We start from the raw sequence: 24898 nt of genomic DNA, 5'->3' as shown, positions 1-24898 counted from the left end.
GAGGTTCACTGTGTGTGAGCTCTCCAAACTGATCTACGGCGGGAACAAAGTGCGCGCGCAGCGGTAAAAAACAAAAGGGACGAGGCAGCAAAAATAACTGCCTCGTCCCTTTGTTTTGAGGTTCCTTACACTTGTGGTGCGCTGTGGCACCCATGGTGCAGGTTCTATTTTTCCAAAAGCCGTCATGTTCTCAATCTGTTACACGTCCCGAGCATTCTAGATTGCCTGCGGCTGCTGCTCCGAAAACTGACTGTTGTACAGGTCGGCATAGAAGCCCTGCTTCGCCATCAGTTGCTCATGGTTACCCTGTTCAATTACGTTACCATGATCCATGACCAGAATCAGATCGGCACCCCGGATGGTGGATAAACGGTGAGCGATAACAAAACTTGTACGGTCCTTCATCAGTTCATTCATCGCTTTCTGGATAAACACCTCGGTGCGGGTATCCACACTGCTGGTCGCCTCATCCAGAATAAGGATGGACGGATTCGCCAGAATCGCTCTCGCAATCGTCAGAAGCTGCTTCTGGCCTTGAGAGATGTTCGATGCCTCTTCATTCAGAACCGTATCGTATCCGTCAGGCAGCGTGCGAATGAAATGGTCTGCATGGGCAGCGACAGCGGCCTTGACCACGTCCTCTTCGGTTGCACCTTCCCGTCCATAGGCAATGTTATCCCGAATTGTACCGTTAAACAGCCATGTATCCTGCAGCACCATACCGAACATACTGCGCAAGCTGCCACGAGACATCTCTTTGATGTCGATCCCATCAATTGTAATTCGTCCGTTCTGGAGCTCGTAGAAACGCATCAGCAGATTGATCAGCGTTGTTTTCCCGGCCCCGGTTGGCCCGACAATGGCTACAGTCTGCCCTGGATTCACATGGATATTCATGTTCTGAATGAGCAGTTCATTTTCTTTGTAACCAAAATCCACCCCTTCAAAAGCGACAGCTCCTGCCGGGTGACGCAGCGTTGAAGGTTGTTTCGATTCTGGAACCTCCTCTTCTTCATCCAGCAGCTCGAACACCCGCTCTGCCGATGCAATAGTCGACTGAATGATGTTGGAGATGTTGGCAATCTGGTTGATCGGCTGAGTAAACTGACGCGAATATTGTGTAAAGGCCAGTATGTCCCCGATGGAGATGGAGCCCCGTGTAACAAAAATCCCGCCGACTACACAGATCAGCACATATCCCAGGTTGCCGACAAAGTTCATCAACGGCATGATAATCCCGGAAATAAACTGCGCTTTCCAGCCGGATGCATACAGCTCTTCATTCACCTTCTCGAACTGCTGAACGGACTGCTCCTCACGTCCAAAGGCTTTGACAACCTTGTGGCCGGTATACATTTCTTCTACATGACCGTTCAGTTCCCCAAGTGATTTCTGCTGTCCCGCAAAATGCTTCTGGGAACGAGAAGCTACCAGCATCACCACGACAACACTGAGCGGCAGCGTTAGAAGTGTAATCAGCGTCATCCACGGACTGATGGTCAACATCATAATGATGACACCAACTATGGTCACCACGGACGTAATAAACTGAGCCAAGCTTTGCTGCAGCGTGTTGCTGATATTATCGACGTCATTTGTTGCCCGGCTTAGCGTCTCCCCGTGTGTACGGGAGTCAAAATACTTCAGCGGCAAACGTCCTACCTTGGCACTGATCTGCTCACGCATATCATAAACGACTCGCTGAGCCACACCAGCCATCAGGTATTGCTGAACATACGCGAAAGCAGCACTAAACAGGTACAATCCAAGCAACAGGTACAACACTCTCATCAGGGCTGGAAAATCAATCCCGGCTCCCTGCACACCCTGCATAATTGCAATAGCGCCTTTAGCAAGAATATCTGTACCCTCAGCCATAACTTTCGGGCTAATAATGCCGAATACCGTACTTAAAATGGCAGCAACCAGGACTCCAATCAGACGAGAGCTGTGGGGCCGGAGATACTGAACCAGGCGGCGCAGTGTGCCTTTGAAATCCTTGGCTTTTTCAGCCGGAGGACGCATGCCCATACCACCGCCGGGATGACCCGGCCCGCGCGGAGCACTTGGCGCTTTACGTTCTGCTGTACGTTCACTCATGCGATCTCCTCCTCAGTCAGCTGGGAGGATACAATCTCGCGATACACTTCATTGTTCTCCAGCAGCTCTTTATGTGTTCCTGAACCGACAATTTGGCCTTCATCCATCACGAGGATACGGTCTGCATCCATTACCGTGCTTACCCGCTGGGCTACGATCAGCACAGCCGCTTCTGTCGTTTCCGACTTGAGCGCAGCGCGAAGTTTGGCATCGGTTTTGAAGTCCAGGGCCGAGAAGCTGTCATCAAAAATATAAATGTCTGGACGACGGACCAGTGCTCGTGCAATGGACAAACGTTGCTTTTGTCCACCAGACACGTTATTTCCGCCTTGTGCAATCAGGCTGTCATACCCGTCCTTCATCTCGGAGATGAAGTTCTCGGCCTGTGCTGTGCGCGCTGCATGAATGACTTCATCCATACTCGCATCATCTTTGCCATGACGAATGTTCTCTGCAATTGTGCCTGTGAACAGGACCGCCTTTTGCGGCACGAATCCGATCTTGGATCTCAGCTCCTCCTGCCGAAGCTCGCGTACATCCGTTCCATTGACACGCACCGTGCCTTCCGTTACATCATAGAAACGCGGAATGAGACTGAGCAAGGTGGTTTTACCTGAACCCGTACCACCAATAATAGCTGTCGTTTCACCCGAACGAGCCGTGAAGGAAATATCGGACAGCGCCGCATTCTCTGCACCCGGGTAACGGAAAGTGACATGATCGAACTCAATGGTTCCCTGCATGGACTTCATGGTGGAAGGCTCTACAGGATCGGACAGGTCCGGCTGCATATCCAGTACTTCATTAATACGTTCCGCCGAAGCTGACGCTCTTGGAATCATGACAAAGATCATGGACACCATAATCAGAGAGAACATGATCTGCATTGCGTACTGCACAAAGGCAATCAGAGCACCTATGTTCATATGACCACCATCGATCCGCAGACCACCGAAGTACAAGATGGCAATCATGGAAAAGTTCATAACCAGCATCATTACAGGCATAACCGTAGCCATGAGGACGTTGACCTTGATCGATGCATCTCTAAGTTCGGTATTGGCCTCATTGAAACGAACACGTTCATGCTCGCCGCGATTAAAGGAACGCACAACCCGAATACCTGTCAGCTGCTCGCGCAGTACCAGGTTAAGACGGTCCAGCTTTTTCTGAATTTGCTTGAACAATGGAAAGCCTTTGGAACCGATCAATGCAATCGCTCCGGCCAGTACGGGCAGAACAACCAGGAAGATGGTGGACAGCTTTGCATCCTGAGATACCGCCATGAAGATCCCCCCGATACACATCATCGGAGCCATAATCATCATGCGCAGCATCATCGTTAATACGTTCTGTACCTGTGTAATATCGTTGGTTGTGCGAGTAATCAGTGAAGCTGTGCCCAGCTTGTCGAACTCCTGCAGAGAGAAATTCTCCACATGCCGGAACACTCTGCTGCGCAGCTGCTTGGCGAATCCGCCCGCTGTGCGTGAGGACAGATAACTCGCAATAATAGAACATGTCGTGCCGCCAATAGCGATCAGCAGCATGAAACCGCCAATTTTCCAGATGTAAGGCACATCGCCCTTGACGATACCGAAATTCACGATATCTGCCATTAAGGTAGGCAAATACAGCTCAGCCATCGTTTGCAGAAAGATAAGGCCCAGAATGAAAATAATCGGGGTTCTATATGGCTTGAGCATGCGAAACAGTTTCATCATGGTGTATCATCTCCTTGTTCAGATGCGTCATTTCCTTGTTTGGATGCTTTGCTTGCATGGTCATCTGATTCACTCGAATGGGTAACCTGTGTATCAAAGAAGGTGTACACCTTGCTGAGCAGTTCAGCCAGCTGCAAGCTGTCCTCTTCACCCAGATGCTCCACCAGTCGATTGAAGGTTGCCATACGTTCGTCATGTGCAGCCCGAATGATGGCACGGCCCGCGTCTGTAATCGTAATCCGTACAGCGCGCCGATCCTCCGGGTCCATTGTGCGCTCCACCAGACCTTCATCCTCCAGACCGCGAATAACCGGGGTAATGGTTGGTGATTTCACGCGCAGCAATGCGCTGATTTCCGAGACTTTCAGCCCCGGATGCTCCTGATTCAAGTGGCTCTCGAAATCAGGCGGATTATCGCGCCAATCCATACGCTCACCCGGATGTGAGCCATGAAGCAAACAGGCGAGCACCATAATCTCATTATGGTTGCGCCCATGCGGCTTATGCTGTCTCCATTTGCCTTTGTTAAACTGCATGATGGAGTATAAAAGCTTCTGGGCCACTGGATCTATGCTTGTCATCACATCTTCCTCCTTTTCAGTTATTGCCGGAACAGAACGTCCGTCAGAATAATCATAGTCTGTCTATTAAATAGGTCACTTATTTAATAGCTATCCAATTTAATAGTCAATCAATTAATTAGGTATACTAAGTATATGTTCAGCTTATGGTTATGTCAATCATTTCATGCGTGACAAATGCATCCATTTTCCAAGGGCCTGTTCATGACGGTTCAAACCGGTTCAGACCAGTTCAGGCAGATCAAAAAGCCCTCGTTTCCCTCCACCTGGTTGTACCACGCAGAGGAAATCGAGAGCCTATTCATAACCATATGAATCTTAGAACGAATGACATGTCATACAGATCAATGAAACACGATGTTATTTGGAGACAGAGACCTTCTCCGGCACAGCATTAAACGGGAAATAGGCCTTCGCATTGTTGTATGCGATTCCCTGTACAATCTGACCAAGCAGCTCCATATCGTTTGGTGCTTCGCCTTGTTCCGCCCATTCACCGATCAGGTTGCAGAGCAAGCGGCGGAAGTATTCATGTCTTGTATACGAGAGGAAGCTTCTGGAATCGGTTAACATGCCGACAAAACGGCTGAGCAGCCCTACATTCGCCAGTGCTTTCATCTGAGCGAGCATGCCATCCTTCGTATCATTGAACCACCATGCTGCACCGAGCTGAATTTTGCCCGGAGTACCCCCGCCCTGGAAGCTGCCAATGATTGCTGCCAGCACTTCATTATCCCGTGGGTTGAGGGAGTAGAGGATCGTTTTCGGCAAAGCATCCTGCTGCTCCAGCGTATCAAGCAAGCCGATGACCGCCGCGGATAACGGTGTATCATTTACAGCATCATAACCCGTGTCAGGACCGAGCTGTTTAAACATTTTGGTATTGTTGTTACGTGCTGCATTGATGTGGAACTGCATCACCCATCCGCGTTCTGCATAGAGCTTGCCAAGGAATGTCAGCGTAACGGTTTTGTACCCGTCCTCTTCCGCTCGGGAAACCTTTTCTCCGGCAAGTGCTTTGGCAAAAGCTGCGGCTGCTTCCTCGCGAGTGGCTGTTGCGTACGGTACATAATCCAGTGCATGGTCAGATACACGCCCGCCGACGGAGTGGAAAAATTCGACACGGGATTCCAGCGCTGCCAGGAACGAGTCATAGTCTGTAATCTCAGTGCCCGCTACCTGTGAAAGCTTCGCTACCCATTCGATAAAGGTGTCCCGGTTCAATTCCAGGCCTTTATCCGGGCGGAATGACGGCAGGACAGCGGTATCAAAATCTTCTATCTTCTGAATCTTCAGGTGATACTCCAGTGAATCCGTTGGATCATCGGTGGTGCATACAACCGTGACATTGGATTTGGTGATCAGATCACGCGCACCGAAGCCTTCACCGATCAGCTTCGCATTTACCTTTTCCCAGATCGCGGGAGCGCTTGTCTCATTTAAGATGTCGTGAACATCGAAATAACGCTGTAATTCCAGATGAGACCAGGCATACAACGGGTTGCCGATCATCATTGGCACCGTTTTGGCATAAGCGAGAAAGCGATCATAATCCGTCACACCTTCGCCGCCTGTTACATATTTTTCTTCAATCCCGTTAGCTCGCATCAGACGCCATTTGTAATGGTCGCCGTATAGCCAGGCCTCCGTCAGATTGCCAAATGTTTTGTTTTCGTAAATTTCCTGAGGACTGAGGTGGCAGTGATAATCCATAATCGGCATGTCTTTGGCATATTCCTCATATAGCCTGACTGCCGTTTCATTGTGAAGCAAGAACTGTTCATCCAGAAAAGATTTCATTCGCCTTGCACGCTCCCTTTAGGTGAGTTTACGTTCATATAAGTGCACTTCCCATCTTTACGCTACACCGTTTGCTCTCAAAGTTCAATACAAAATGATAGCGTTCTCAAAAAAGGTTGATTTAGGCATATGCCGGGGAACACGGTATACTGATTTTAACGCAAATGATACCGATATGAAGATCACCACACCATGTACCACATTGAACTGCATATGGTCTTCAATCTGGTTGATAAGGAGATGAAATAGATGAAGCTCACTTTTCTTGGCACAGGGGATATGTTCAGCGTAGAGCAGCACCACAACAGTATGCTTGCCGAATTCGGAGACACTCATCTGGTGATCGATTTCCCCGAATCCAATGCCAAAGCACTCAAGGAATATGGATTTGCCATGACTGGCGTTCATAATGTGTTTATCACTCATCTGCATGAGGATCATATTAACGGCGTACAGATGCTTGGTTATTATGCACAGATTGTAGGAGATCGCAAACCACGCCTGTTCATTCATGAGGAACTGGTCGAACCGCTGTGGAGCATCCTTTCTCCAGGCATGCGATATACAACAGACGGAGAGCGCACGATGAGCGATTATTATGATGTTGTGCCACTGCCGGATGGAGGAAGCTTTGAGCTGGGAGGGGTAACATTCGAGACATTTCGCACGCAGCATGTTCCTGGCATGATCAGCAACGGGCTGATGGCGAAGCCTTATTTTTACTATAGTGCAGACAGCACTCTTGATCGTGAGCGGGTGGAGCAGATTGCGCCAGATGTACAGCTCATATTCCATGAATGTCATATGCATGATCTGGTCATCAAATCCCATACTTCTCTGAAGGATCTGGAGCAGCTCCCCGCTGAAGTAAGGCAGAAAACGGTGCTGATGCACTACCATGATGAATATGCCGATGCGGAGAAACGTGCCGCCTTCAACCGCGCACACCCTGATGATCTGCGCATGGCTGGCACACTGGAGTCCTTTGATCTGGGGAATAGGGAATAGGGAGCAGGAAGTAGAATTAACCCGGGAGTTTGCAGAGATCACTTGGCTAGAAGCAATTGAAAATAGGTGGGGATGGCGGTCCGAATAGATGGTACACTTACACTTTTATTCACCCATCTACTGAGCGGAGACATTCCCCAGCCTCTCTGCGCTAACGATCCCCAGAAACGCTATTTAGGTGAAAATGGGGTAAATGAGGCGGTTTTGACCGAATATTTGCAAAATAAGGCTCCTGCGAATCGTTACATCTTCAGCATCGCTGTACAGGGGCAAATAAGCTCTCCTGAGATCGTTAGAATAGTAGATTTTTTCAAGCTATAGAATTACAAGCTATATAAGTTGAACTAGAATAAAAAGTGGATACCCGTTAACAGTGAGGAATGAAAGGTAGTGAGGAAAAAAAGATTTGGAAAACGAAACAATCGCCTGAAAGCTTCCTGCAAGAAAGCTACATCGAACCGTTAAAAAACAACAAACCACCCGAATCAGCACGCGGCAGCGCGTCTGTACGAACAGCATCCTCACTTCAAAAAACATTGCGCGACTGAGGAGACTATTCAGCTTCAGGTGGTTCCTTATTTAAAAATCAACACTTATCACCACTAATTACCGGCACTGGTGCTACAATCGTCATGCTGCTCTGGCAGCGCCCAGACGGAGACACCTCCGCCACATACGTGGAAGGTAGCCCAGCCATCGGCCTCGATCGTAATTTCATTCCCGCAGCTATGTGTCAGATCGACCCACACTTCCCCGGCCCGATGCTCTCCGACAAACATTCTCTTCTCACCGTCATCTCCATTGGAGATCACAACGGCACAGCCGGACCCTTCAATCTCTTCTACGCCCCGGCGCACCCAGCCGATCGTGTTGGCATGATCGAAGTAATCCTCCTGCTCTCCGTAAGCCTTGTTGCAGCGAGCTGACAACAGAATGTCCAAAATTTCTTTTTTGCCCTCTACCGGTTCTGGACCGCCAATGCCGTAATAATCGCCGTAAAAGACAACCGGGTATCCATCGCGACGCAGCAGCGTCAGCGCATAAGCACTCGGCTTGAACCAATCGCCAACCCAGGATTCCAGCGCCTCATGCGGCTGTGAATCATGGTTGTCCACGAAGGTTACCGCATGGGTCGGATGTGTCTGAACGAGGGTATCCTCAAATATTTTGGAAAGATCGAAATCACGCCCCGCCAGGGAAGCCTCATGAAATTTATAGTGAAGCGATACGTCAAAAAGGTCAATCTGGTAGTCCACGGTGTCCAGAAACGTACGACAGGCATCAAGGTTCGAGTTCCAGAACTCTCCTACGATGTAGAAATCCTGCCCGCGTTTACGGATCATCTCCGCAGCAAATTCCTTGATAAACTCATGGTTGATATGTTTGATCGCATCCAGTCGGAAACCGCCGCACTGCAGCGTATCGATCAGCCATTTGCCCCACTCGATCATCTCACGCCGCACATCGGGGTGGTTGTAATCTATATTGGCAAACATCAAATAGTCATAGTTACCGAACTCATCATCGACATTCTCATTCCACATTTTATTCTCTCCGGAAATTCGGAACACACCCGTCCGTTCTTCTTTGGCATCAAAATCAGTACCGTTGAAGTGTTCGGACGTCCATTTAAAGGAGGAATACTGGTCGCCGCGTCCGGGAAAAGTAAATTTGGTCCAGCCTTCAATCTCGAACGGTTCGGAAATCTCCTTCGTCCGGTCATGAGGATCAACCTCAATCACCTTGAATACTTCCTTCTCATCTGCCCCAGCCTTGTGATTCATGACCAAATCCACATAAACGGCAATACCGCTCTTCTGACACTCGGCAATGGCCTCCACCAGCTCCTGCTTGGTGCCATACTTGGTGCGTACGGTACCCTTTTGATCAAATTCGCCCAGATCGTACAGATCATACACACCATAACCGGTATCGTCTGCCGATACAGCTTTGGTGACAGGGGGTACCCATACCGAGTCTATGCCTTTTGCTTTCAGTTCCGGGGCCATCTCAGCCAGTCGCTTCCAATGATTGCCGTCTGCTGCCAAATGCCATTCAAAAAACTGCATCATGGTATGATTTTTCTTCATGACAAACCGACCTCCTTGATTTGCATTCGAAGCGGACCGCGAAACGGATAGGGGATCGCCGTTGTTCGTTCGTGCTAACCAAGTTATAACCCGTTTACCCCATGTTTCAATCATGAAAATGAAAGAATGTTGAGAAAATTCACAAAATTATTTCATCAAATATGAAAAATCAGCAAAATTGGTGAGCCAATGCTATCTCCCTTATCATTCAACAACGTCAAATTCGCTTATGATCCAGCCATTCTTCAGGCAGCAACGAACGATAAGGCTCCTGTGTAAACCGGTCATCGACCAGCACCAGCACACCCTTGTCCTCTTCGGTTCGGATAAGTCTGCCTCCAGCCTGAAGCACCTTGTTCATGCCCGGAAACACATAAGCGTAGTTAAAGCCGTTGCGTCCCGACTTGTCAAAATAATCCCGCAGCACGTTGTTCTCCAGACCGATCTGCGGCAGTCCCGCACCGACAACGACAACACCGTTCAGACGGTCTCCCGGCAGATCGACACCCTCCGAGAACACACCGCCCATAACGGCAAAAACAAGACGTGTACGCTCGGGGTGCGGCTGGAACGCCGCCAAAAACTGCTCACGCTCCTGCTCATTCATCCCCTGCTCCTGCATGACCGTATCCGCATCACCTGCACCCGGAAGCTGCGCATATGCTTCATAAACCTCCCGCATGTACGGGTAGGAAGGGAAAAACACCAGCAAATTGCTGTGCGGCCATTCAGAAACAAGCTGCTGTAACATTTCGGCAATCGGACGTTTGGTGCGCTCCCGGTCCTTGTAACGCACGGACAGCGGCATTAGCCGCACATCCAGCTGTTCCCTGCTGAACGGGGATGGAATCTGCAGCGTGTAATCCTCCTCCTCTGCCCCCAGCATATCCCGGTAATAACGAAGCGGTGACAAAGTAGCCGAGAAATGAATGGTCGAGCGGAAGCCCTTTGCCGTCTGACGCAGCTGCTGGGACGGGTCCAGACAGAACAGCTTCACCCGTACCTCGCTGCGCACACATTCTGCATACGTAATGAAACGCTCGTCATACAGCTTGGCAATGCGCACAAAATTTTGCGCCGTAAAATAGGCATCCAGCAGCAGCTGATCCGTCTCGGAATTACCTGACCCACCTTCAACCAGACACTGCTCGGCTACCAGAATAAATGGCTCCAGCCGTTCAATCAGCTCCTCCGGTGCCTCCTGCTGAATAATCTTGCCTTCTTCCCCGCCATTCTTGCGAAGTGTGATCAGATACTTGTCAATCGCTCCCGTATAATCCACAATCGCTTTGGCGGCAGGCACATCGCTGCCCAGCGTCTGGAATTCTCTTTTGACATCGAGAAAAACAGCCTTTTCCAGCTCTGCTGAGAACATCATCCGCCCGCGGTCCACCAAATTATGCGCCTCGTCCACCAGCAGAACGGTCTTGCGCTTCTGTTCCTCCAACATACGCTTGAGCGATATACGCGGATCGAAAATGTAGTTATAATCGCAGATTACCGCATCCGCCGCGTAAGCCGCATCCAGTGAAAACTCAAACGGGCACACCCGATGTTTACGTGCATATTGCTCAATAACGGGCCGTGTCATCAAGGTTTCATGCTCCAGCATGTCCAGCACAGCGCCATTGATCCGGTCATAATACCCTTCACACATGCCGCACTGGCCAGTATCACAGGCTTCCTCGTCCTTGAAGCAAATTTTGTCCTTCGCCGTCAGGCTGATAACATGCATTTTCAATCCCTCTGCCTGCATCCGGGCAAAGGCTTCCTCAGCCGCCACTCTCGTGGTCGTTCTCGCAGTCAGGTAGAACAGTCGGCTGGCCTCGCCTTCACCGATGGCCTTCACCGTAGGGAAAAGCACGGACATCGTTTTGCCTATGCCTGTGGGCGCCTTGGCCATGAGTCCCTGGCCTTCACGAATCGTTTTGTACACTGCCCCTGCCAGCTTGCGCTGTCCCTCCCGGTATTTGCGAAAAGGAAACGGCAGCTCGCGCACACTAACGTCCCGCTCCGCTTCGTAAGCGGCAATCATCTCCGCATATGGTGCATATCCGGCAATCACCTCTGCTGCGAACTGCTCCAGCTCCTGCCGCTCGGCCATACGCCGAAACCGCCGCTCTTCGCCCGTCACCGAATGTACATACGTTAGCTGTACCTGCATGCGTGGCTCATCGTGCTGAACGGCATACATATACGCATACATCATCGCCTGCGCCCAGTGTACCTCAAGCCCGCCATCCAGCTCGTCCAAATTGCCCGCGGTTGACTTGATCTCATCCACCGTCAGCTGGCCTTCCAGCCGGATCAGACCGTCACACCGTCCTTCGATGACATAAGTCAGCTCTCCATGCCGAAGCTCGGCTTCAAGCACAATTTCCTTCAAATCCTCTTCGGCATATGCCTTCTGCACCCGCTGGTGAATACGTGTTCCCTCCTGCATTGAAGCATTGGTGCGGAACCCCGGACGTATACTGCCACTGCGATACACGTACTCCACTAGTGGTCTAACCGATATCCGAATTGTTGTTATCATACGATCACCCGTTCTGCTTGTAGTCTATATACTTTATCATGAAACGGTGTACGCTAACCATATTTCTGGGAAATTGCACTTGTCTCTGCCCATATGCTATGTTGAAGATATACGTTGTACTGGCTTATATCACAAACAAACAAGGAGGCAAACTTCCTATGTATATTTATTTGGTTCCAGCCCCACTGCCGGATGCACTTGCTGCGTATCCACATCTGACGTTGAAAGGCGCAGGAGATCAGGTGCGTCTTGCAATTGAAACGAAAGATCGCCTGCCGAACATCGAGTCTGATGAGCAGGTGGCTGCTTATGAGGCATTCGATGCCGCAGGATCATGGACAGGCGGTGGATTCGTCGTGCTGAACAACATACCTGTTACGGAAGATGGACGGCCTGATTTTGAGGAACGTTTTAAGAACCGTGCCCGCAAAGTAGAAGACGAGCCTGGATTCGTCGGCATTCGCGTACTTCGTCCGCTCAAGGATGATACTTATGTCGTGCTTACGCTCTGGCAATCGGAGGAACATTTCAAGGGCTGGCAGCAGTCACAAGCCTACAACCACGCTCACCGCAACCGCAGCACAAGTGAAGGTCTGACGGCGCAGAAGCCAACCATGTTCCCGCGTCCATCGTTTGTAACCACGTATACGATTGAGTAGGGCAAACGCATACTAATTATTCATTGTAGCGGTCGTTTTGCAATGAAATTTACGGACAAATCCTTAGCGTAGTAGTCTACTTTCATGGCATAGGTCCGATCCGTAGCGTAGTGTCTATTTTCATGACATAGGTCCAGATGATCTCCAACATTTTAGCGATATAAATGGACCGTACGGATACTCTTCCAAACTCTAACGATCTCAGGAAACGCTATTGGGCCCATTTTAGCTCCGCTGAAATTCTAACGAATCCAGCAGAGCTTATTTGCTACAAAACAATGCTTTTAGGGCGAGAAATGGGCATAATTCACTGAAATAGCGTTTCTCAGAATCGTTAGCGTTGGAAAGTGCCGCCAAACGACTAAATAAGGCTTCCTGAGATCGTTAGCCCATCTCAACCTCTTCAATAAGTGATCCATCGCCTTAATCGCTCTTGCACTAGAGATAACCACCCTCGTTGCGTTGAATCTCTGCTTCATAAAATTCCGCTGCACTTCCACTCCAGGATATACTCCTCGCTGTATAACAACCAGCATGGTCTTCGCACTGTTTCTCATCATCTCTCCTCTTTACAGAAAATAGAAAAGAGTAAAGACCCACGCACAAACCATCTGTGTGGTCTGAAAAGTGAGTCTTTACACTTATTGATGTGAACTGCCACGTGTTACAACTATACCCATCGCCCTGTAATTCCACCTGCAAGGTACTGTGATTTTACTTTACTGGCGCGGGTGCTGGTGCTGGTGCTGGTGCTGGTGCTGGTGCTGGTGCTGGTGCTGGTGCTGGTGCTGGTGCTGGTGCTGGTGCTTCTAATTGTAACCGGTACTTGCATTTATACTGACACTTCCGCTTATATTTGTACGGATATTTTGCTTATAATGATACACTTACTGGCTGTCGTGTTTTTTACTTGTAGTCGATCATTGTACTTGTACTTTTGATCGATGCCTGTAATTTTACTTTATCGGCACCGTACTTGTACTGGTGGTACTTGTACTTCCGCTGCTACTCTCTGGCATCTTCTACTTGTACTTTTAGCTGACAATTGTACTTGTAGCTGGGCTTGTTCTTTTCTTGCCTGCTTACATTTACCTACTTACACTTGTCCAGGTTCTAGCTATCGCTTCTATATCATCGTGTCACTTCTTAAATAATGAATTGTACGCCTCGTCTCTGCACTCATTCACCTACAACGGGCGCAATGCCACGGATTCATGAGCGTTCAGCTGCTCAACCATGGCGAGCCATTCCTGCGGTTTGTTTGGCAGCACAGCATAATAGCGATTCAGGAAATCAGCCACCAGACTTGCGGGCAGCTCTACCAGCGAATCGTCACCCGGCATAAAGCACAGATCCAAGCCTCCTACGGCTTCACCGTCACCTTGCCAGGATGGATGCACATATGGGAAATCCAGACGCTGATAGCCCAGATGCGACAACACTTCGCGGCGCACGTAAGGGTCCATCGGTTTAATGCCGCCAAACGCATGGTCCTGACTCAAATACGGATTGTAGATTTCAGCGAACATGCCGAACAGTTCTTTACCGTTTACAGCGGCAAGCTGCTGCAGATCACGCTTGCGGTGATTGGCCAAAAAAGCACCAATGCCCAGGCCTTCACGTCCAATAATCGTAAAATCCGTCATGGCTACGTTCCAGTCCTCATAATAACGGTACTCTGTTGAACCAACAACTTGGCCTTCATGTACAGCGACAAACACCCGAATACCCGGGTCTTCCAACGGCTCAGCCCATAGCTGAAAGTCCAGCACTTCCTCTGGCGGAAAAATCTCCTGCATCAGCTTGTGCATCTGGGCAAACAATGGGTCCTGAATAGATGTAATACGTGTAAATTCCATAGAAAATATCCTCCTTATTTTTAAATATGTATTAAGTGCAACAGTTTGGTTCAACAAACAGCGATCTGGAGAGAAAAATCTGCGTCTGTATTTTGTTTAAGTTCGCTAATGTCAGCATAGATATATAGACACGCGGACTAGCGGACATAGCGCCCATGGACATACGGACCCGCTGACACAGTGCACATGCACAAACCCTCTCTTTATCGGAACGGATTACGCCACTCCATCAGAGCGGCATGATTGCAGGATTCCTCGTCATCCAGATAATCCGCAGCTACTCCAACAGGCATACGCCCGCATCGTAGCAGAAAAGAAATAACCGGGTCATGCCTTTCTCCAGCAGCAACCTGATCCAGATATTGTTGCGCTGACATCTGCTCAGCCACCCGATGATATCCCGGCATCCGTCCTGCCCCAAGCAGACGATCCATCCCCTGCGCGATCACAAGATGGTACATGGACTGCATCATAAGCTGAGCCAGTCCCCACTTCCGATATTTCGGCCGCACACAGAGATCAACGATGTACAGCGTGTTTCCATCTGGCTGATGATTGCGGATATACCCGTCATCCGTGACCTCGGCCCACGTATGGCTGGCTGGGTGTGACGGGTCCCACTGCATCCGCAGTGAGGTCATTGATCCAGCCAGCTCCCCATCAACCTCAATGCAGATCGCCCCTTCGGGGTAATGGTGCACATGGCTGCCGAGCTGCTCTTTGTTCCAGAGCAGCTCCTCCGGATATGGCGGCGGGAAACTCTCCGCCTGAATGCGAATAAGCTCTTCAAAGTCGGGCGCTGCATAGTTGCGAATGACTGCTTTAGCCCTGCCCTTTTTGCCATCACCAGCGGGCGCAGTTATCAGCAATTCCTTCATATACATTCTGCCTGTGCCTCCTTCCCAAGCTCAGATGATGAGTCACATGTTACTCCTCTACTCCCAATCCGTGTACAGATCTGTGCGACGGTCACGCCAGGTCGTTACCGAACCGCGTTCACGCACCTCGTACAAGAGATCCAGATCAAGGTCAGCGGTGACGATCATATCGTTGTTGATCTCACCTTCCGCGAGAATACCGCGCGGCGGGAAGGGTACATCATTCGGCGTAATAATCGCAGCTTGCCCATAATTGGCACGCATGAAATCCACCGTCGGCAGATGACCCACCGTTCCCGTTAATACAACGTATACCTGATTTTCCACCGCACGGGCATGACTTGTATAACGTACCCGATAGAAGCCGTGGCGATCGTCCGTACAGGAAGGACAGAAAATAACATCCGCACCCTTTGCTTTTGCCATACGTACGATTTCTGGAAATTCAATATCATAACAGGTCAGCATCGCAATGCGCCCTTTGTCCGTGTCAAACACTTCAAGCCCGTCACCCGCAGCCATGTTCCACTCCGTCACTTCGGTTGGCGTAATATGAATCTTCGCCTGGCGTGCGATCCGTCCGTCCGGGTAAAACATATGCGCTGTGTTGTACAGCTTGCCTTCCTTGCGAATGACATGTGTGCCCCCGATGAGGTGCATGTTATACTTGGCCGCAAGTGAGACGAACAGCTGCTCATACTGCTCCGTAAATTCAGGCAAATCTTCGATGGTCAGCGCATTCCCTTGTGCGTCTCCAATGGACATTAATTGGGTTGTGAAAAATTCAGGGAACAGCACAAATTCCGTTCCGAATTCGGAAGCTGTCCGTATGTAATGCTCCGCCTGTGCGGCAAATTCCTCAAATGAGCTAATCGTTTGCAATTGATATTGTACAGCGGATACCCGCAGTTTCATAAATCCTACACCTCCACCAATATGTGTGTTACCTTGTACCTCATCATGCTCTTTCCCTACATTCCGTTCCTTCATTGTATCAATGATCCGGCATCATTTCACCTGTTCTCCCAGCTTCGACTGGGTAAAGGCAATCCACTCTCTCGCGGCAAAAGAAAGATACCGGTCCTTCCGCCAGATCATGCCGAGCTGCCACGGAATAACCGGCTCCCCGACCGGAATAATCCGTACACGCATATGGTCCACCTCACGACAGATCGTCTCTGGCAGCAGGGCTACACCCAGATTGGCGGCTACCATCGCACTCAGCAGGTCCCATTGCGAGCTTTCATAGACCACTCGCGGCTGAAAACCAGCCTGCTGACAGGCCACAATAATGCGATCATGGAGCGCAAAGTCCTCTCGGAACAAAACAAACGCATCCTGCTCCAATTCTTGAAGCGCCACCGACTCTTTCCCTGCAAGCGGATGTGAAGGATGTACGAGCAGATTCAGCTTTTCATGCACAAATACAAAATGATCCAGCACCTCATCCACTGTAGGCAGCACCGCCACACCGATATCCAAAGCCCCGCTGATCACATCTGCCTCTACTTTTTTGGCTCCATCCTCGAACAGCTGTATGCTCACCTGTGGATACGCTTTGTGGAATTCACCGATAATCATCGGGAAAAAGCTCGATCCAACCATTGGCGGCAGACCAATGCGCAGATGGCCCTTCTTCAGATTCATCAGATCGTCAAGCTCGGAGGAGAGACTGCGGAACGATTTTTCAATCTCCAGTGCCTGCCGAAAAAAGACATGCCCCGCATCCGTTAATTGAACTTGCTTCCCGTATCGGTCAAGTAAGGTAACGCCCAGTTCATCTTCCAGACTCTTCACGGTTTTACTAATGGTAGGCTGGGTGATATACAACACCTCGGCGGCCTTTGTGAAGCTCTGCTGCCGGGCAACCTCCAGAAAATATTGTAGATGGCGAATATCCATGGCCTATCCCCGCTCCTTCTTTTACCATCGTAAGCTCATACCCTTGTCATAGACAAATGGAATAGAAAACATTCTTAATATGCATTTTACTCATGAAAAGATGCACTGTAAAATTTGTGATACGAAGCAACGTTTCCTTTCATTTTCAAAAAAATAACTAATCATATCAAATTCATGAAATCTTACACGGATATACAAGGAGGGATTCAGGTGAAAAAATGGGGCATCGGTATTGCGCAGGTTGCGCTGTTAATGGTTTTCTCACTGCTCATGGACCAGCTGGCCCGTGCTCTCCATCTGCCTGTACCCGGTTCAATAATCGGAATGGTCATTCTATTTATTCTACTGCAGACCGGTATGGTAAAGCTGCGGTGGATCGAGGTGGGAGCGGCGTGGCTGCTCGGCGAGCTGCTTTTATTTTTTATTCCGTCGGCCGTTGGCATCATGAATTACATGCCGATGCTGGAGCATGACGGACTGCAGATTTTATTTATCGTGCTGCTGAGCACATTTCTGGTTATGGCCTGCACGGGCCTGGTTGCTACACGTATTGCCAAACGAAAGGAGCGTCACACGGGATGATTGGATTTTTATGTTTACTGTTAACGGTCGGAATCTACTGGGTAGCCAAACGCATGTATCGCAGCCTGCCCAAAGTGTACCTCTCACCTCTGCTCATCACACCACTGCTGGTTGTAGGTGTACTGCTCGCCACCGGGACAGATTACGCCGCTTATAGCAGCGGGGGGAAATGGCTCAGTCTGCTGCTGCAGCCCGCTACAGTTGCATTTGCCGTGCCTCTATATACCTTTTTCCATGTGCTAAAAAAACATATATCCGAGATCGTGGTCAGCGTGATGACGGGTTCGGTCGTTGCAGTGCTCTCTTCCGCCCTGCTCGCCAAATGGCTGCATCTGGACTCCGGATTGATTCACAGCCTGATTCCACGCTCGATTACAACACCGATTGCCATGAATGTGTCGGCTTCCATCGGGGGAATTCCTGCGGTTACAGCAGTATTTGTGATCATGACAGGGCTTCTCGGCGCAATTATGGGACCTTCTATAGTCAAAATGCTGCGCATTGATGGCGAGATCGCACGAGGTACACTGCTTGGAACGGGTGCTCACGGCACGGGAACTTCGAAAGCCTTTGAACTGAGTTCTTTGACAGGCACTATCTCCAGTATTTCCATGGTATTGGCAGCTCTCTTCACGTTGGCCGTTGCTCCCGCGCTTTCCAGACTTATTTTTCCGTAAATGCAAACTTATTTTCCCGTAAACACAAACTTATTTTCCCATAATAGTAGAAACAATCCCTATTTTTTGAAATATTATTGTTGTATTAAAGCCCTTTCTTCCTTACAATAAGGACAGGTTTTAATGTTAATATTGCGGGGGAGATGCGATGAAAAGAACCGGAATGAAGAGATCTCTGGACCGTCTCGGACGAATTGTGCTTCCCAAAGAAATGCGGGATACAATGGAAATCCATATCGGCGATCCGCTTGAATTTTTCATTGAAGGGAAAGAGTTGATTTTAAGAAAGTACAAATCAACATTGTGTATTTTTTGCGGTGACGTGGATACGGAAATGTATTTCAAAGAGCAATTCATCTGCCGGACTTGTGCAATTCAATTAAAACACCCAGATGACACTCCCGACTGGTTCGTACCTGAGAATAAACAGGCTTCTCCACCTAAAGAGCGTCCTGCTGCCAAACCCGCTGCTCCTTCATGGAATGATGGAGATATGGCGGCAAGCCAGGACTACCCCGACTTGAGGCCCAAGACAGCACGTATGCTGCAACAGATGAAAGAAATTATTGAACAGCATCCAGGCCTCGCTCAACAGCAAATTGCGGAGAAACTTGGTATCAGCCAAGGACGCGTCTCTCAACTCAAAAAGCTACTATAGTCAAAGAATAGCATATGAATAAACAGTGCACCTTCCATGTATAGGAAGGCGGGCTGCGAAAGAACCCTGGCTTCATCGGGTTCTTCTTTTTTTATACTTTTTTATGTCCAGTGAAAGGAGCCTTATGAATAAAATCCTGTACCTGTCTCAATTCGACCTCATGTCCTCCTTATCTGAAGCAGATCTGATTGAGATGGACAGCATGACGTCTATTACAACGTTCCCTAAACACACAACGATTCAGACACCCGCTACGTTTACGGAAGGTTTCTATTTTGTGAAAAAGGGGAAGGTTCGCTTGTACACGTTAAATCCGGAAGGCAAGCAGTTCACCGTGGATATTTTGGGTGAAGGTAACGTCTTTGGAGAGATGAATGAACTTTCGCTTGGTACACGCGCTTTATATATTGAAACAATAGAGATTTGTGATATCTGCTTGATGGATAGAGGGCGATTTGAGCAGTTTTTAGTGGAGCATCCGGCATTTATGATGAGCATGTTGAACGTGCTGAGTGAGCGGATCAAACAAATGAGTGAGCTGACACAAACGCTTGCACTCGGCAATTTACATGACAAAATCATGCATAACCTGTGCCGGCTGGCTGAACGGAACGGTTGGACGAAAGAGGATGGATACTGCCGTATTCAGTCCGGCATTACACATCAGGAAATTGCCTGGATGGCTGGCGCCTCCAGAGAATCCGTTACGGCTGCGATGAAAGAGCTCTCGCAGGCAGGCCGCATACGTACCTCGTTTAAATCGGTTGCTCTTCACGCGAGTGAGCTCAAGGCATTCCGTTAAACAGCTTCTCGATGCTTAGAGATGTAAGCCAGCTTACATCTCTGCACTCCTGTTCCATTGTATGGTATACATAATGAGTTCAGACAAGCAAGGAGGTTATACAATGAATGACCATTCAGATGTTACTATCCCTGAAGACATTCTGCTTCGCAAAGGTGCGCGTAAAGCCGCTGAAATCCCGGCACACATCCACCGTCTGCTGCAATCAGGAACGATTGAATCCGTAAATTTAACCGAATGGCTGGCCGTCAATCATGTTCTTCTGTTGGAGCAAATTACGCGTGAACTAGAAGTACCTGTCTCCACTCGGGAGGTCACCGCAAGACTCGGAAAAAAGGATGAACAGCGCATTATGAAAGTCATTCCCGAGATTGGCAGGCAGTGGCTGAAGTATATGGAGAAAAGGTCTGAGCAGGAAAACAAACAGCTGTTCAACTTTCTTGCCAAGCACCGTTCAGACAGTGTTCGCTGCTGGGCAGCATATATTATCGGACTTCATCCCGAACTGCATGTGACAGAGAAGCTCGAACAGATTCGCGCTTTTGCGGCAGATCATCACTTTGGCGTGAGAGAGATTGCCTGGATGGCTGTACGGGATTCCATCCGTGCAGATCTGTCGGCAGCTCTTCAAGCGTTGATCCCCTGGAGCACCGACCCTGATCCGATGATCAGGCGCTTTGCTATTGAATCCACCCGACCTCGCGGGGTATGGGCGAAACATATTCAGCCGTTGAAGGAAAATCCGGCGCTGGCTCTTCCCTTATTATCCGCAGTAAAATCGGATGACCATCTGTATGTACAAAATTCTGTCAGCAACTGGCTCAACGATGCGAGTAAAACTACTCCGGAGTGGGTACGCCAGGTATGTGCCGATTGGATCGAGCAATCGGACACCAGGTACACGCAGCGAATCGTAAAACGTGGGCAGCGAAGCATCTGATCCCATCACACTTGAAACATGAAACTGTCCCTGTTTGAATACAGAATGCAGAACACAGCGAGCGCCAGCTCCTCATTTTTCCCTGGAGCCTTGTCAGGTCGGCATTAGGCCTGTACCATCTCCAGGCTTTCCTCTTCTTCCAGTTGCCGCAGGCTTACCAGCAGCACTCCAATGTTAGCTATTAGCAGTACAGCCGGGAATGGAACAGCCGCATATTGTGCATAGATCAGGTGGCTGCCTACAGCTCCGATCAGAATGAAGGTCAGTACACCTGAAGCCAAAATACGGGTACGCGGAATAAGCAGCCCTACTGCACTCAGCAGTTCCAATGCGCCAAGTAGATACATCGTCCAGGTTGGATAAGAGAAGCTCTCTAAGTTGAACTAAAGATTACAGTAGTAATATATGTAAAAGTCCTCTAAAGGAACTGAGTTTTGGGAAGCACTATACGCTTCGTATTCACTAAACATTAGATATAAATTCAATACACATTATTATTCACAAACTTACTTTTATGAAGTGAGTATATAATAATAAGATAATTTCTTCAAGTAATTTTTCTTGAAATGATGTATAATACATACAAAAGGTATGTTACAGTATATTTTGTAGTGACCTTTCATCATATCTGGAAGTAACCCTTTATCTTTATGGAAGGTGCTTGTATTTTGTAGAGCGGCAGAACGTTTTGTCCTTTTATATAGCCTAATATGTCATATCTCTTATGAATCGAGGTGAAACACGTTGAAGCTGAGAAAAGTTAAATCTCCAAGTCCCTGCTTGATTACTCAGGCGATGGATATCATCGGGAAAAAGTGGGTGCTGCTGATCATGTATCAGCTGTTGTCCGGACCCAAACGGTTCACAGAGCTGGAGGCCGAAATGGCCATTAGCGGGCGACTGTTATCAGAGCGTCTGAAGGAAATGGAAACGGAAGGCATTGTCACCCGGCATATGTATCCCGAGATTCCTCCCCGTGTGGAATATGAGCTTACACCTAAAGGCAGAGCGATCGAACCTGTCATTAATCAAATCTACAGCTGGTCCTCGGACTGGTTGAAAGAACAGCAGCAAATAAAGTAGCTTGGTTAAATGAACGCCAAGGCAAAAACAAAGGGCTAGCTTTTCTGATAGAACGACGGCTCACGCTACAATTGGCGAGCAACATAAATACGCCTGCACCAGAACCATAGAGAAAAGGGTTCGGGTTGCAGGCGTATTTGCGTTTTGCAGCTATAGGTGAAAGCACTGCTGAAGCTGTGATGAAACTCCATTGAATATCGGTCGAAGCTTTATGTTACAACTAGCATACCGCCTCTGAATTCTTTATTGGCAGCCATGATTTCTCTTCTACCGAGCGACGTGCGATGAGGACTGGAGCTTTACAGGCAGCCCTGACTCCACCGATGCTTGTGCAGCGGTTGTGATCTCTTGGGTGCGGCAGGCATCCGCATAGTCGGACAAGATGCGGGAACGGTCACCGGTTCGCAGAGCATGAATAAATGCCTCGTTCTCCCGTTCATACGGGTTAGGCCCCTCTGCAACCTCAAGTCCTGCCATCGGATGTGAAGCTGCATCCGGCACAAGAAGACGCTCTGGCGTCCAATCCCATACACCGGCATCCGTGTAAAATTGAAGTCCCGCCCCGCCTTCACCATCAGGAAGCAGGCACGTATTCGCAATGCTTGCAATAGCACCGCTCTCCAGCTTCAGCGTCACATTGGCCACATCAGCCACGGTTACATGCTCATGCTTCTCATGCATGCTGCGCTGGGCTGCGACGGCGTAGACCTCCGTCACTTCACCTGCACAGAAGCGGAGCAAATCGACGATATGTGTTGTCTGTTCGACAAACTGCCCTCCCGAGCCTTCCTGGCGACGCCACCAGCTGACCCCAGGCATTCCGCCCATCCAGCGCCCCAGCGCCATGCCTACCTTCTGCTCCTGCATGGCTTGCTTCATGACCTGGACCGCCTCCTGATAACGGAAATGGTATCCTACAGAGGTTAACAAGCGTGACTGCTGCACCTGCTCTACGATGTGGAGCGGTATGTCCATTCCGGTACTCAGCGGTTTCTCTACCAGAAAAGGTATTCCTCGCTTAATCAACTCGGCTTCAATGGACCCGTGAGACATTGGAGGTACACAGACGTATACGGCATCCAGCTTCTCCCCATCCAGCATATGCTCCAACTGCTCGTATCCGGCAGCATCATATACGGAAGCCATCGCTTCCGCCTTTTCAAGCGTTGTCCCGCATACACTTGCGACACGAACACCTTCCATACGAGTAATAATATCTGCGTGTACTTTGCTGAACCAACCCGTGCCAATGATACCGATCTGTAATGTCATGGATGTAATCCCCTCTCTGTGTTACGCGCTTACATGTTCCATTCGACCCAGATCTACAAAATCCTGCCGCCCTAGCTCTTTCCGGATGCTTCCAGCAGCAGTTGATCCAGCTGTTTCATGTAAGCTTCCGTCTGCTGTTCGGACCAGCCTAGCTGCTCCGCCATATAAGCGCTGACTGCTGATTTGTAACGACGAACCTCGTCAATGCGAAAAAATAAATCCGCCGTTCTGCGTACCCAGAAATCTGTCGGCGTAGCCGCCATCTCTTCCTCCATTGCATAACGAAGCATCAGCAAAAGTTCTTGCGGCATGCCATGAAGCTCCGCCTTGGTCCGCGGTTCAGGCATACGCTCATACAGCGCATCAACATTGGAGCCATAGGTGCGGGCAAGACGCTCCGCCACACGCCGATCCAGTCCCAATGCAACACCGTCCTTGATTTTGCGTTCGGTATACGATACGTATCCGGTTGAGCCGCCAACGTGCCCACCAGAGATGGGCATCTTTTTGGTGACACACGGGCCAATGCTGTCCCCGTATTCCTGCTGCAGCTGACGTGCAACCAGATCCACAACCATCTCGGCCATTTTGCGGTAACCCGTCAGCTTACCGCCAGCAATCGTAATCAGACCTGAATCCGATACCCAGACTTCATCCTTACGTGAAATCTCGGAAGGGCCCTTGCCCTCCTCATGAATGAGCGGACGCACGCCTGCCCATCCGGATTCGACATCCTCTGCACGAATCTGAACATCCGGGAACATGCCGTTCACCGCGTCAATGACATAATCACGATCCGCTTCCGAGATTAACGGGTGCGCCGGGTCTTCACGGTACACTGTATCTGTTGTGCCTACATAGGTTTTGCCGTCTCGCGGCACAGCAAAGACCATGCGTCCATCCGGTGTATCAAAATAAACCGCCTGCCGCAGCGGAAATCGTGCACCATCAAATACCAGATGAATGCCCTTGGTCAGCTGCAGCGTTTTGCCTTGGCGCGAGCCATCCACTTCACGCAGCGTATCCACCCAAGGCCCCGAAGCGTTAATCACTTTTTTGGCCCGAAGTGTATAGCTGCTTCCATTCAGTTGATCCACCGCCTGAATGCCTGTAATGATCCCGTCTTCCTTCAGGAAGGAGGATGCCTTCACATAGTTGACCGCCAATGCTCCGCGCCGGACCGCTTCCTTCATGACTTCAATGGTTAGTCTCGCATCATCTGTCCGATACTCCACATAACGCCCGCCTCCCAGCAGCCCCTGCTTCCGCAGTAAAGGCTCAGCCGCAGCAGCTTCACTGGCATTCAACATCTGCCGCCGTTCACTGCGCTTCACTCCCGCAAGCGTGTCATACACCATCAAACCGATGGAGGTGCTGAAACGGCCAAATGTACCGTCCGTGTAGATAGGCAGCAGCATCGGCTCAGGTGTAGTGACGTGCGGACCATTCTCATAGACAACCTCCCGCTCCCGCCCTACCTCGGCGACCATTTTCACTTCAAACTGCTTCAAATACCGCAAGCCGCCGTGAACCAGCTTGGTCGAGCGGCTTGATGTACCTGCCGCAAAATCCTGCATTTCCACCAAAGCCGTCTTCAGCCCACGAGACACAGCGTCCAGTGCAATGCCTGCTCCCGTAATGCCACCTCCGATAATCAACACGTCAAATTGTGCATTCGACATTTGCTCCATTATTTCTGTTCGTTGTGCTGCCGAGAACATGATCGCCATATGATGAACCCCCATTA

General features: G+C 49.6%; 21 protein-coding genes and 1 pseudogene. 9 read left to right on the top strand and 13 right to left on the bottom strand.

Features of this window, described 5'->3' with window-relative positions:
* Positions 1 to 216: 216 nt before the first annotated feature.
* From IEW26_RS23405 to uxaC, 4 genes are all read right to left on the bottom strand, one after another.
* Complete coding sequence (locus tag IEW26_RS23405) at positions 217 to 2100, bottom strand: ABC transporter ATP-binding protein (protein WP_145404585.1); 1884 nt, start codon at positions 2098 to 2100, stop codon at positions 217 to 219.
* Positions 2097 to 3824, bottom strand: coding sequence for an ABC transporter ATP-binding protein (locus IEW26_RS23400; protein ID WP_188594112.1), 1728 nt, complete (start codon positions 3822 to 3824; stop codon positions 2097 to 2099). The genes IEW26_RS23405 and IEW26_RS23400 overlap by 4 nt, the downstream gene beginning before the upstream one ends.
* Positions 3821 to 4405 (bottom strand): MarR family winged helix-turn-helix transcriptional regulator, encoded by a 585-nt coding sequence (locus tag IEW26_RS23395; protein WP_188594111.1) that lies wholly within the window; start codon positions 4403 to 4405, stop codon positions 3821 to 3823. Before IEW26_RS23395 ends, IEW26_RS23400 begins: the two co-directional genes overlap by 4 nt.
* A gap of 360 nt (positions 4406 to 4765) precedes the next feature.
* Positions 4766 to 6205 (bottom strand): glucuronate isomerase, encoded by a 1440-nt coding sequence (uxaC, locus tag IEW26_RS23390; RefSeq protein WP_145404590.1) that lies wholly within the window; start codon positions 6203 to 6205, stop codon positions 4766 to 4768.
* Positions 6206 to 6454: 249 nt separating this feature from the next.
* Here uxaC and IEW26_RS23385 point away from each other — a divergent pair, with 249 nt between their 5' ends.
* Positions 6455 to 7213: an MBL fold metallo-hydrolase gene (locus tag IEW26_RS23385; RefSeq protein WP_188594110.1), complete on the top strand. Its 759-nt coding sequence runs from the start codon at positions 6455 to 6457 to the stop codon at positions 7211 to 7213.
* A 602-nt stretch (positions 7214 to 7815) separates the two neighbouring features.
* Here IEW26_RS23385 and IEW26_RS23375 read toward each other — a convergent pair.
* Complete coding sequence (locus IEW26_RS23375; protein WP_188594108.1) at positions 7816 to 9303, bottom strand: alpha-amylase; 1488 nt, start codon at positions 9301 to 9303, stop codon at positions 7816 to 7818.
* A 217-nt stretch (positions 9304 to 9520) separates the two neighbouring features.
* Positions 9521 to 11839, bottom strand: a complete 2319-nt coding sequence (locus IEW26_RS23370) for a helicase C-terminal domain-containing protein (RefSeq protein ID WP_188594107.1) — start codon at positions 11837 to 11839, stop codon at positions 9521 to 9523.
* A gap of 158 nt (positions 11840 to 11997) precedes the next feature.
* Here IEW26_RS23370 and IEW26_RS30665 point away from each other — a divergent pair, with 158 nt between their 5' ends.
* Together IEW26_RS30665 and IEW26_RS23360 are read left to right on the top strand one after the other, a co-directional pair.
* The gene (locus tag IEW26_RS30665; RefSeq protein WP_188594106.1) at positions 11998 to 12498 is read left to right on the top strand and encodes an antibiotic biosynthesis monooxygenase family protein; all 501 of its coding nucleotides are present in this window, start codon (positions 11998 to 12000) and stop codon (positions 12496 to 12498) included.
* Positions 12499 to 13235: 737 nt separating this feature from the next.
* Positions 13236 to 13439 (top strand): hypothetical protein, encoded by a 204-nt coding sequence (locus IEW26_RS23360; protein ID WP_229729992.1) that lies wholly within the window; start codon positions 13236 to 13238, stop codon positions 13437 to 13439.
* A 246-nt stretch (positions 13440 to 13685) separates the two neighbouring features.
* Here IEW26_RS23360 and IEW26_RS23355 read toward each other — a convergent pair whose 3' ends face one another.
* The 4 genes from IEW26_RS23355 to cidR all read right to left on the bottom strand — a co-directional run bounded on the left by IEW26_RS23355 (position 13686) and on the right by cidR (position 17137).
* Complete coding sequence (locus IEW26_RS23355) at positions 13686 to 14357, bottom strand: GNAT family N-acetyltransferase (protein WP_188594104.1); 672 nt, start codon at positions 14355 to 14357, stop codon at positions 13686 to 13688.
* 203 nt (positions 14358 to 14560) lie between these two features.
* Positions 14561 to 15241, bottom strand: a complete 681-nt coding sequence (locus tag IEW26_RS23350; RefSeq protein WP_188594103.1) for a GNAT family N-acetyltransferase — start codon at positions 15239 to 15241, stop codon at positions 14561 to 14563.
* Between the two features lie 51 nt (positions 15242 to 15292).
* On the bottom strand, positions 15293 to 16150 hold the full coding sequence (locus IEW26_RS23345; protein ID WP_188594179.1) for a carbon-nitrogen hydrolase family protein: 858 nt from the start codon (positions 16148 to 16150) through the stop codon (positions 15293 to 15295).
* Between the two features lie 93 nt (positions 16151 to 16243).
* The gene (gene cidR / locus IEW26_RS23340) at positions 16244 to 17137 is read right to left on the bottom strand and encodes a cidABC operon transcriptional activator CidR (RefSeq protein WP_184181057.1); all 894 of its coding nucleotides are present in this window, start codon (positions 17135 to 17137) and stop codon (positions 16244 to 16246) included.
* Positions 17138 to 17347: 210 nt separating this feature from the next.
* Here cidR and IEW26_RS23335 point away from each other — a divergent pair, with 210 nt between their 5' ends.
* The 5 genes from IEW26_RS23335 (at position 17348) to IEW26_RS23315 (ending at position 20796) form a co-directional block, all read left to right on the top strand.
* On the top strand, positions 17348 to 17719 hold the full coding sequence (locus tag IEW26_RS23335; RefSeq protein WP_188594102.1) for a CidA/LrgA family protein: 372 nt from the start codon (positions 17348 to 17350) through the stop codon (positions 17717 to 17719).
* On the top strand, positions 17716 to 18396 hold the full coding sequence (locus IEW26_RS23330; RefSeq protein ID WP_111270658.1) for a CidB/LrgB family autolysis modulator: 681 nt from the start codon (positions 17716 to 17718) through the stop codon (positions 18394 to 18396). Before IEW26_RS23335 ends, IEW26_RS23330 begins: the two co-directional genes overlap by 4 nt.
* Positions 18397 to 18544: 148 nt before the next feature.
* A complete protein-coding gene (locus tag IEW26_RS23325; RefSeq protein ID WP_188594101.1) occupies positions 18545 to 19054 on the top strand; it encodes an AbrB/MazE/SpoVT family DNA-binding domain-containing protein in 510 nt (169 codons plus the stop codon).
* A gap of 124 nt (positions 19055 to 19178) precedes the next feature.
* Positions 19179 to 19856, top strand: a complete 678-nt coding sequence (locus IEW26_RS23320; protein WP_188594100.1) for a Crp/Fnr family transcriptional regulator — start codon at positions 19179 to 19181, stop codon at positions 19854 to 19856.
* Between the two features lie 103 nt (positions 19857 to 19959).
* Positions 19960 to 20796 carry a DNA alkylation repair protein gene (locus IEW26_RS23315; RefSeq protein WP_188594099.1) on the top strand — a complete coding sequence of 279 codons (837 nt, stop codon included), beginning with the start codon at positions 19960 to 19962 and terminating at the stop codon, positions 20794 to 20796.
* A 104-nt stretch (positions 20797 to 20900) separates the two neighbouring features.
* Here the strand turns inward: IEW26_RS23315 and IEW26_RS23310 are convergent.
* Positions 20901 to 21155 (bottom strand): annotated as a pseudogene (locus tag IEW26_RS23310) (DoxX family protein); the annotation flags it as partial.
* Between the two features lie 436 nt (positions 21156 to 21591).
* On the opposite strand from IEW26_RS23310, the gene IEW26_RS23305 reads away from it, so the two are divergent.
* Positions 21592 to 21879 carry a winged helix-turn-helix transcriptional regulator gene (locus IEW26_RS23305; RefSeq protein WP_111270690.1) on the top strand — a complete coding sequence of 96 codons (288 nt, stop codon included), beginning with the start codon at positions 21592 to 21594 and terminating at the stop codon, positions 21877 to 21879.
* Between the two features lie 267 nt (positions 21880 to 22146).
* On the opposite strand, the gene IEW26_RS23300 is transcribed toward IEW26_RS23305, so the two are convergent.
* The gene (locus IEW26_RS23300) at positions 22147 to 23151 is read right to left on the bottom strand and encodes a Gfo/Idh/MocA family protein (protein ID WP_188594097.1); all 1005 of its coding nucleotides are present in this window, start codon (positions 23149 to 23151) and stop codon (positions 22147 to 22149) included.
* A 71-nt stretch (positions 23152 to 23222) separates the two neighbouring features.
* Positions 23223 to 24881: a glycerol-3-phosphate dehydrogenase/oxidase gene (locus IEW26_RS23295; RefSeq protein ID WP_229729991.1), complete on the bottom strand. Its 1659-nt coding sequence runs from the start codon at positions 24879 to 24881 to the stop codon at positions 23223 to 23225.
* Positions 24882 to 24898 lie beyond the last annotated feature (17 nt).

The organism is Paenibacillus silvae, assembly GCF_014639235.1.
GTDB lineage: Bacteria > Bacillota > Bacilli > Paenibacillales > Paenibacillaceae > Paenibacillus > Paenibacillus silvae.
This window is presented reverse-complemented; position numbering and strand designations above follow the sequence as displayed.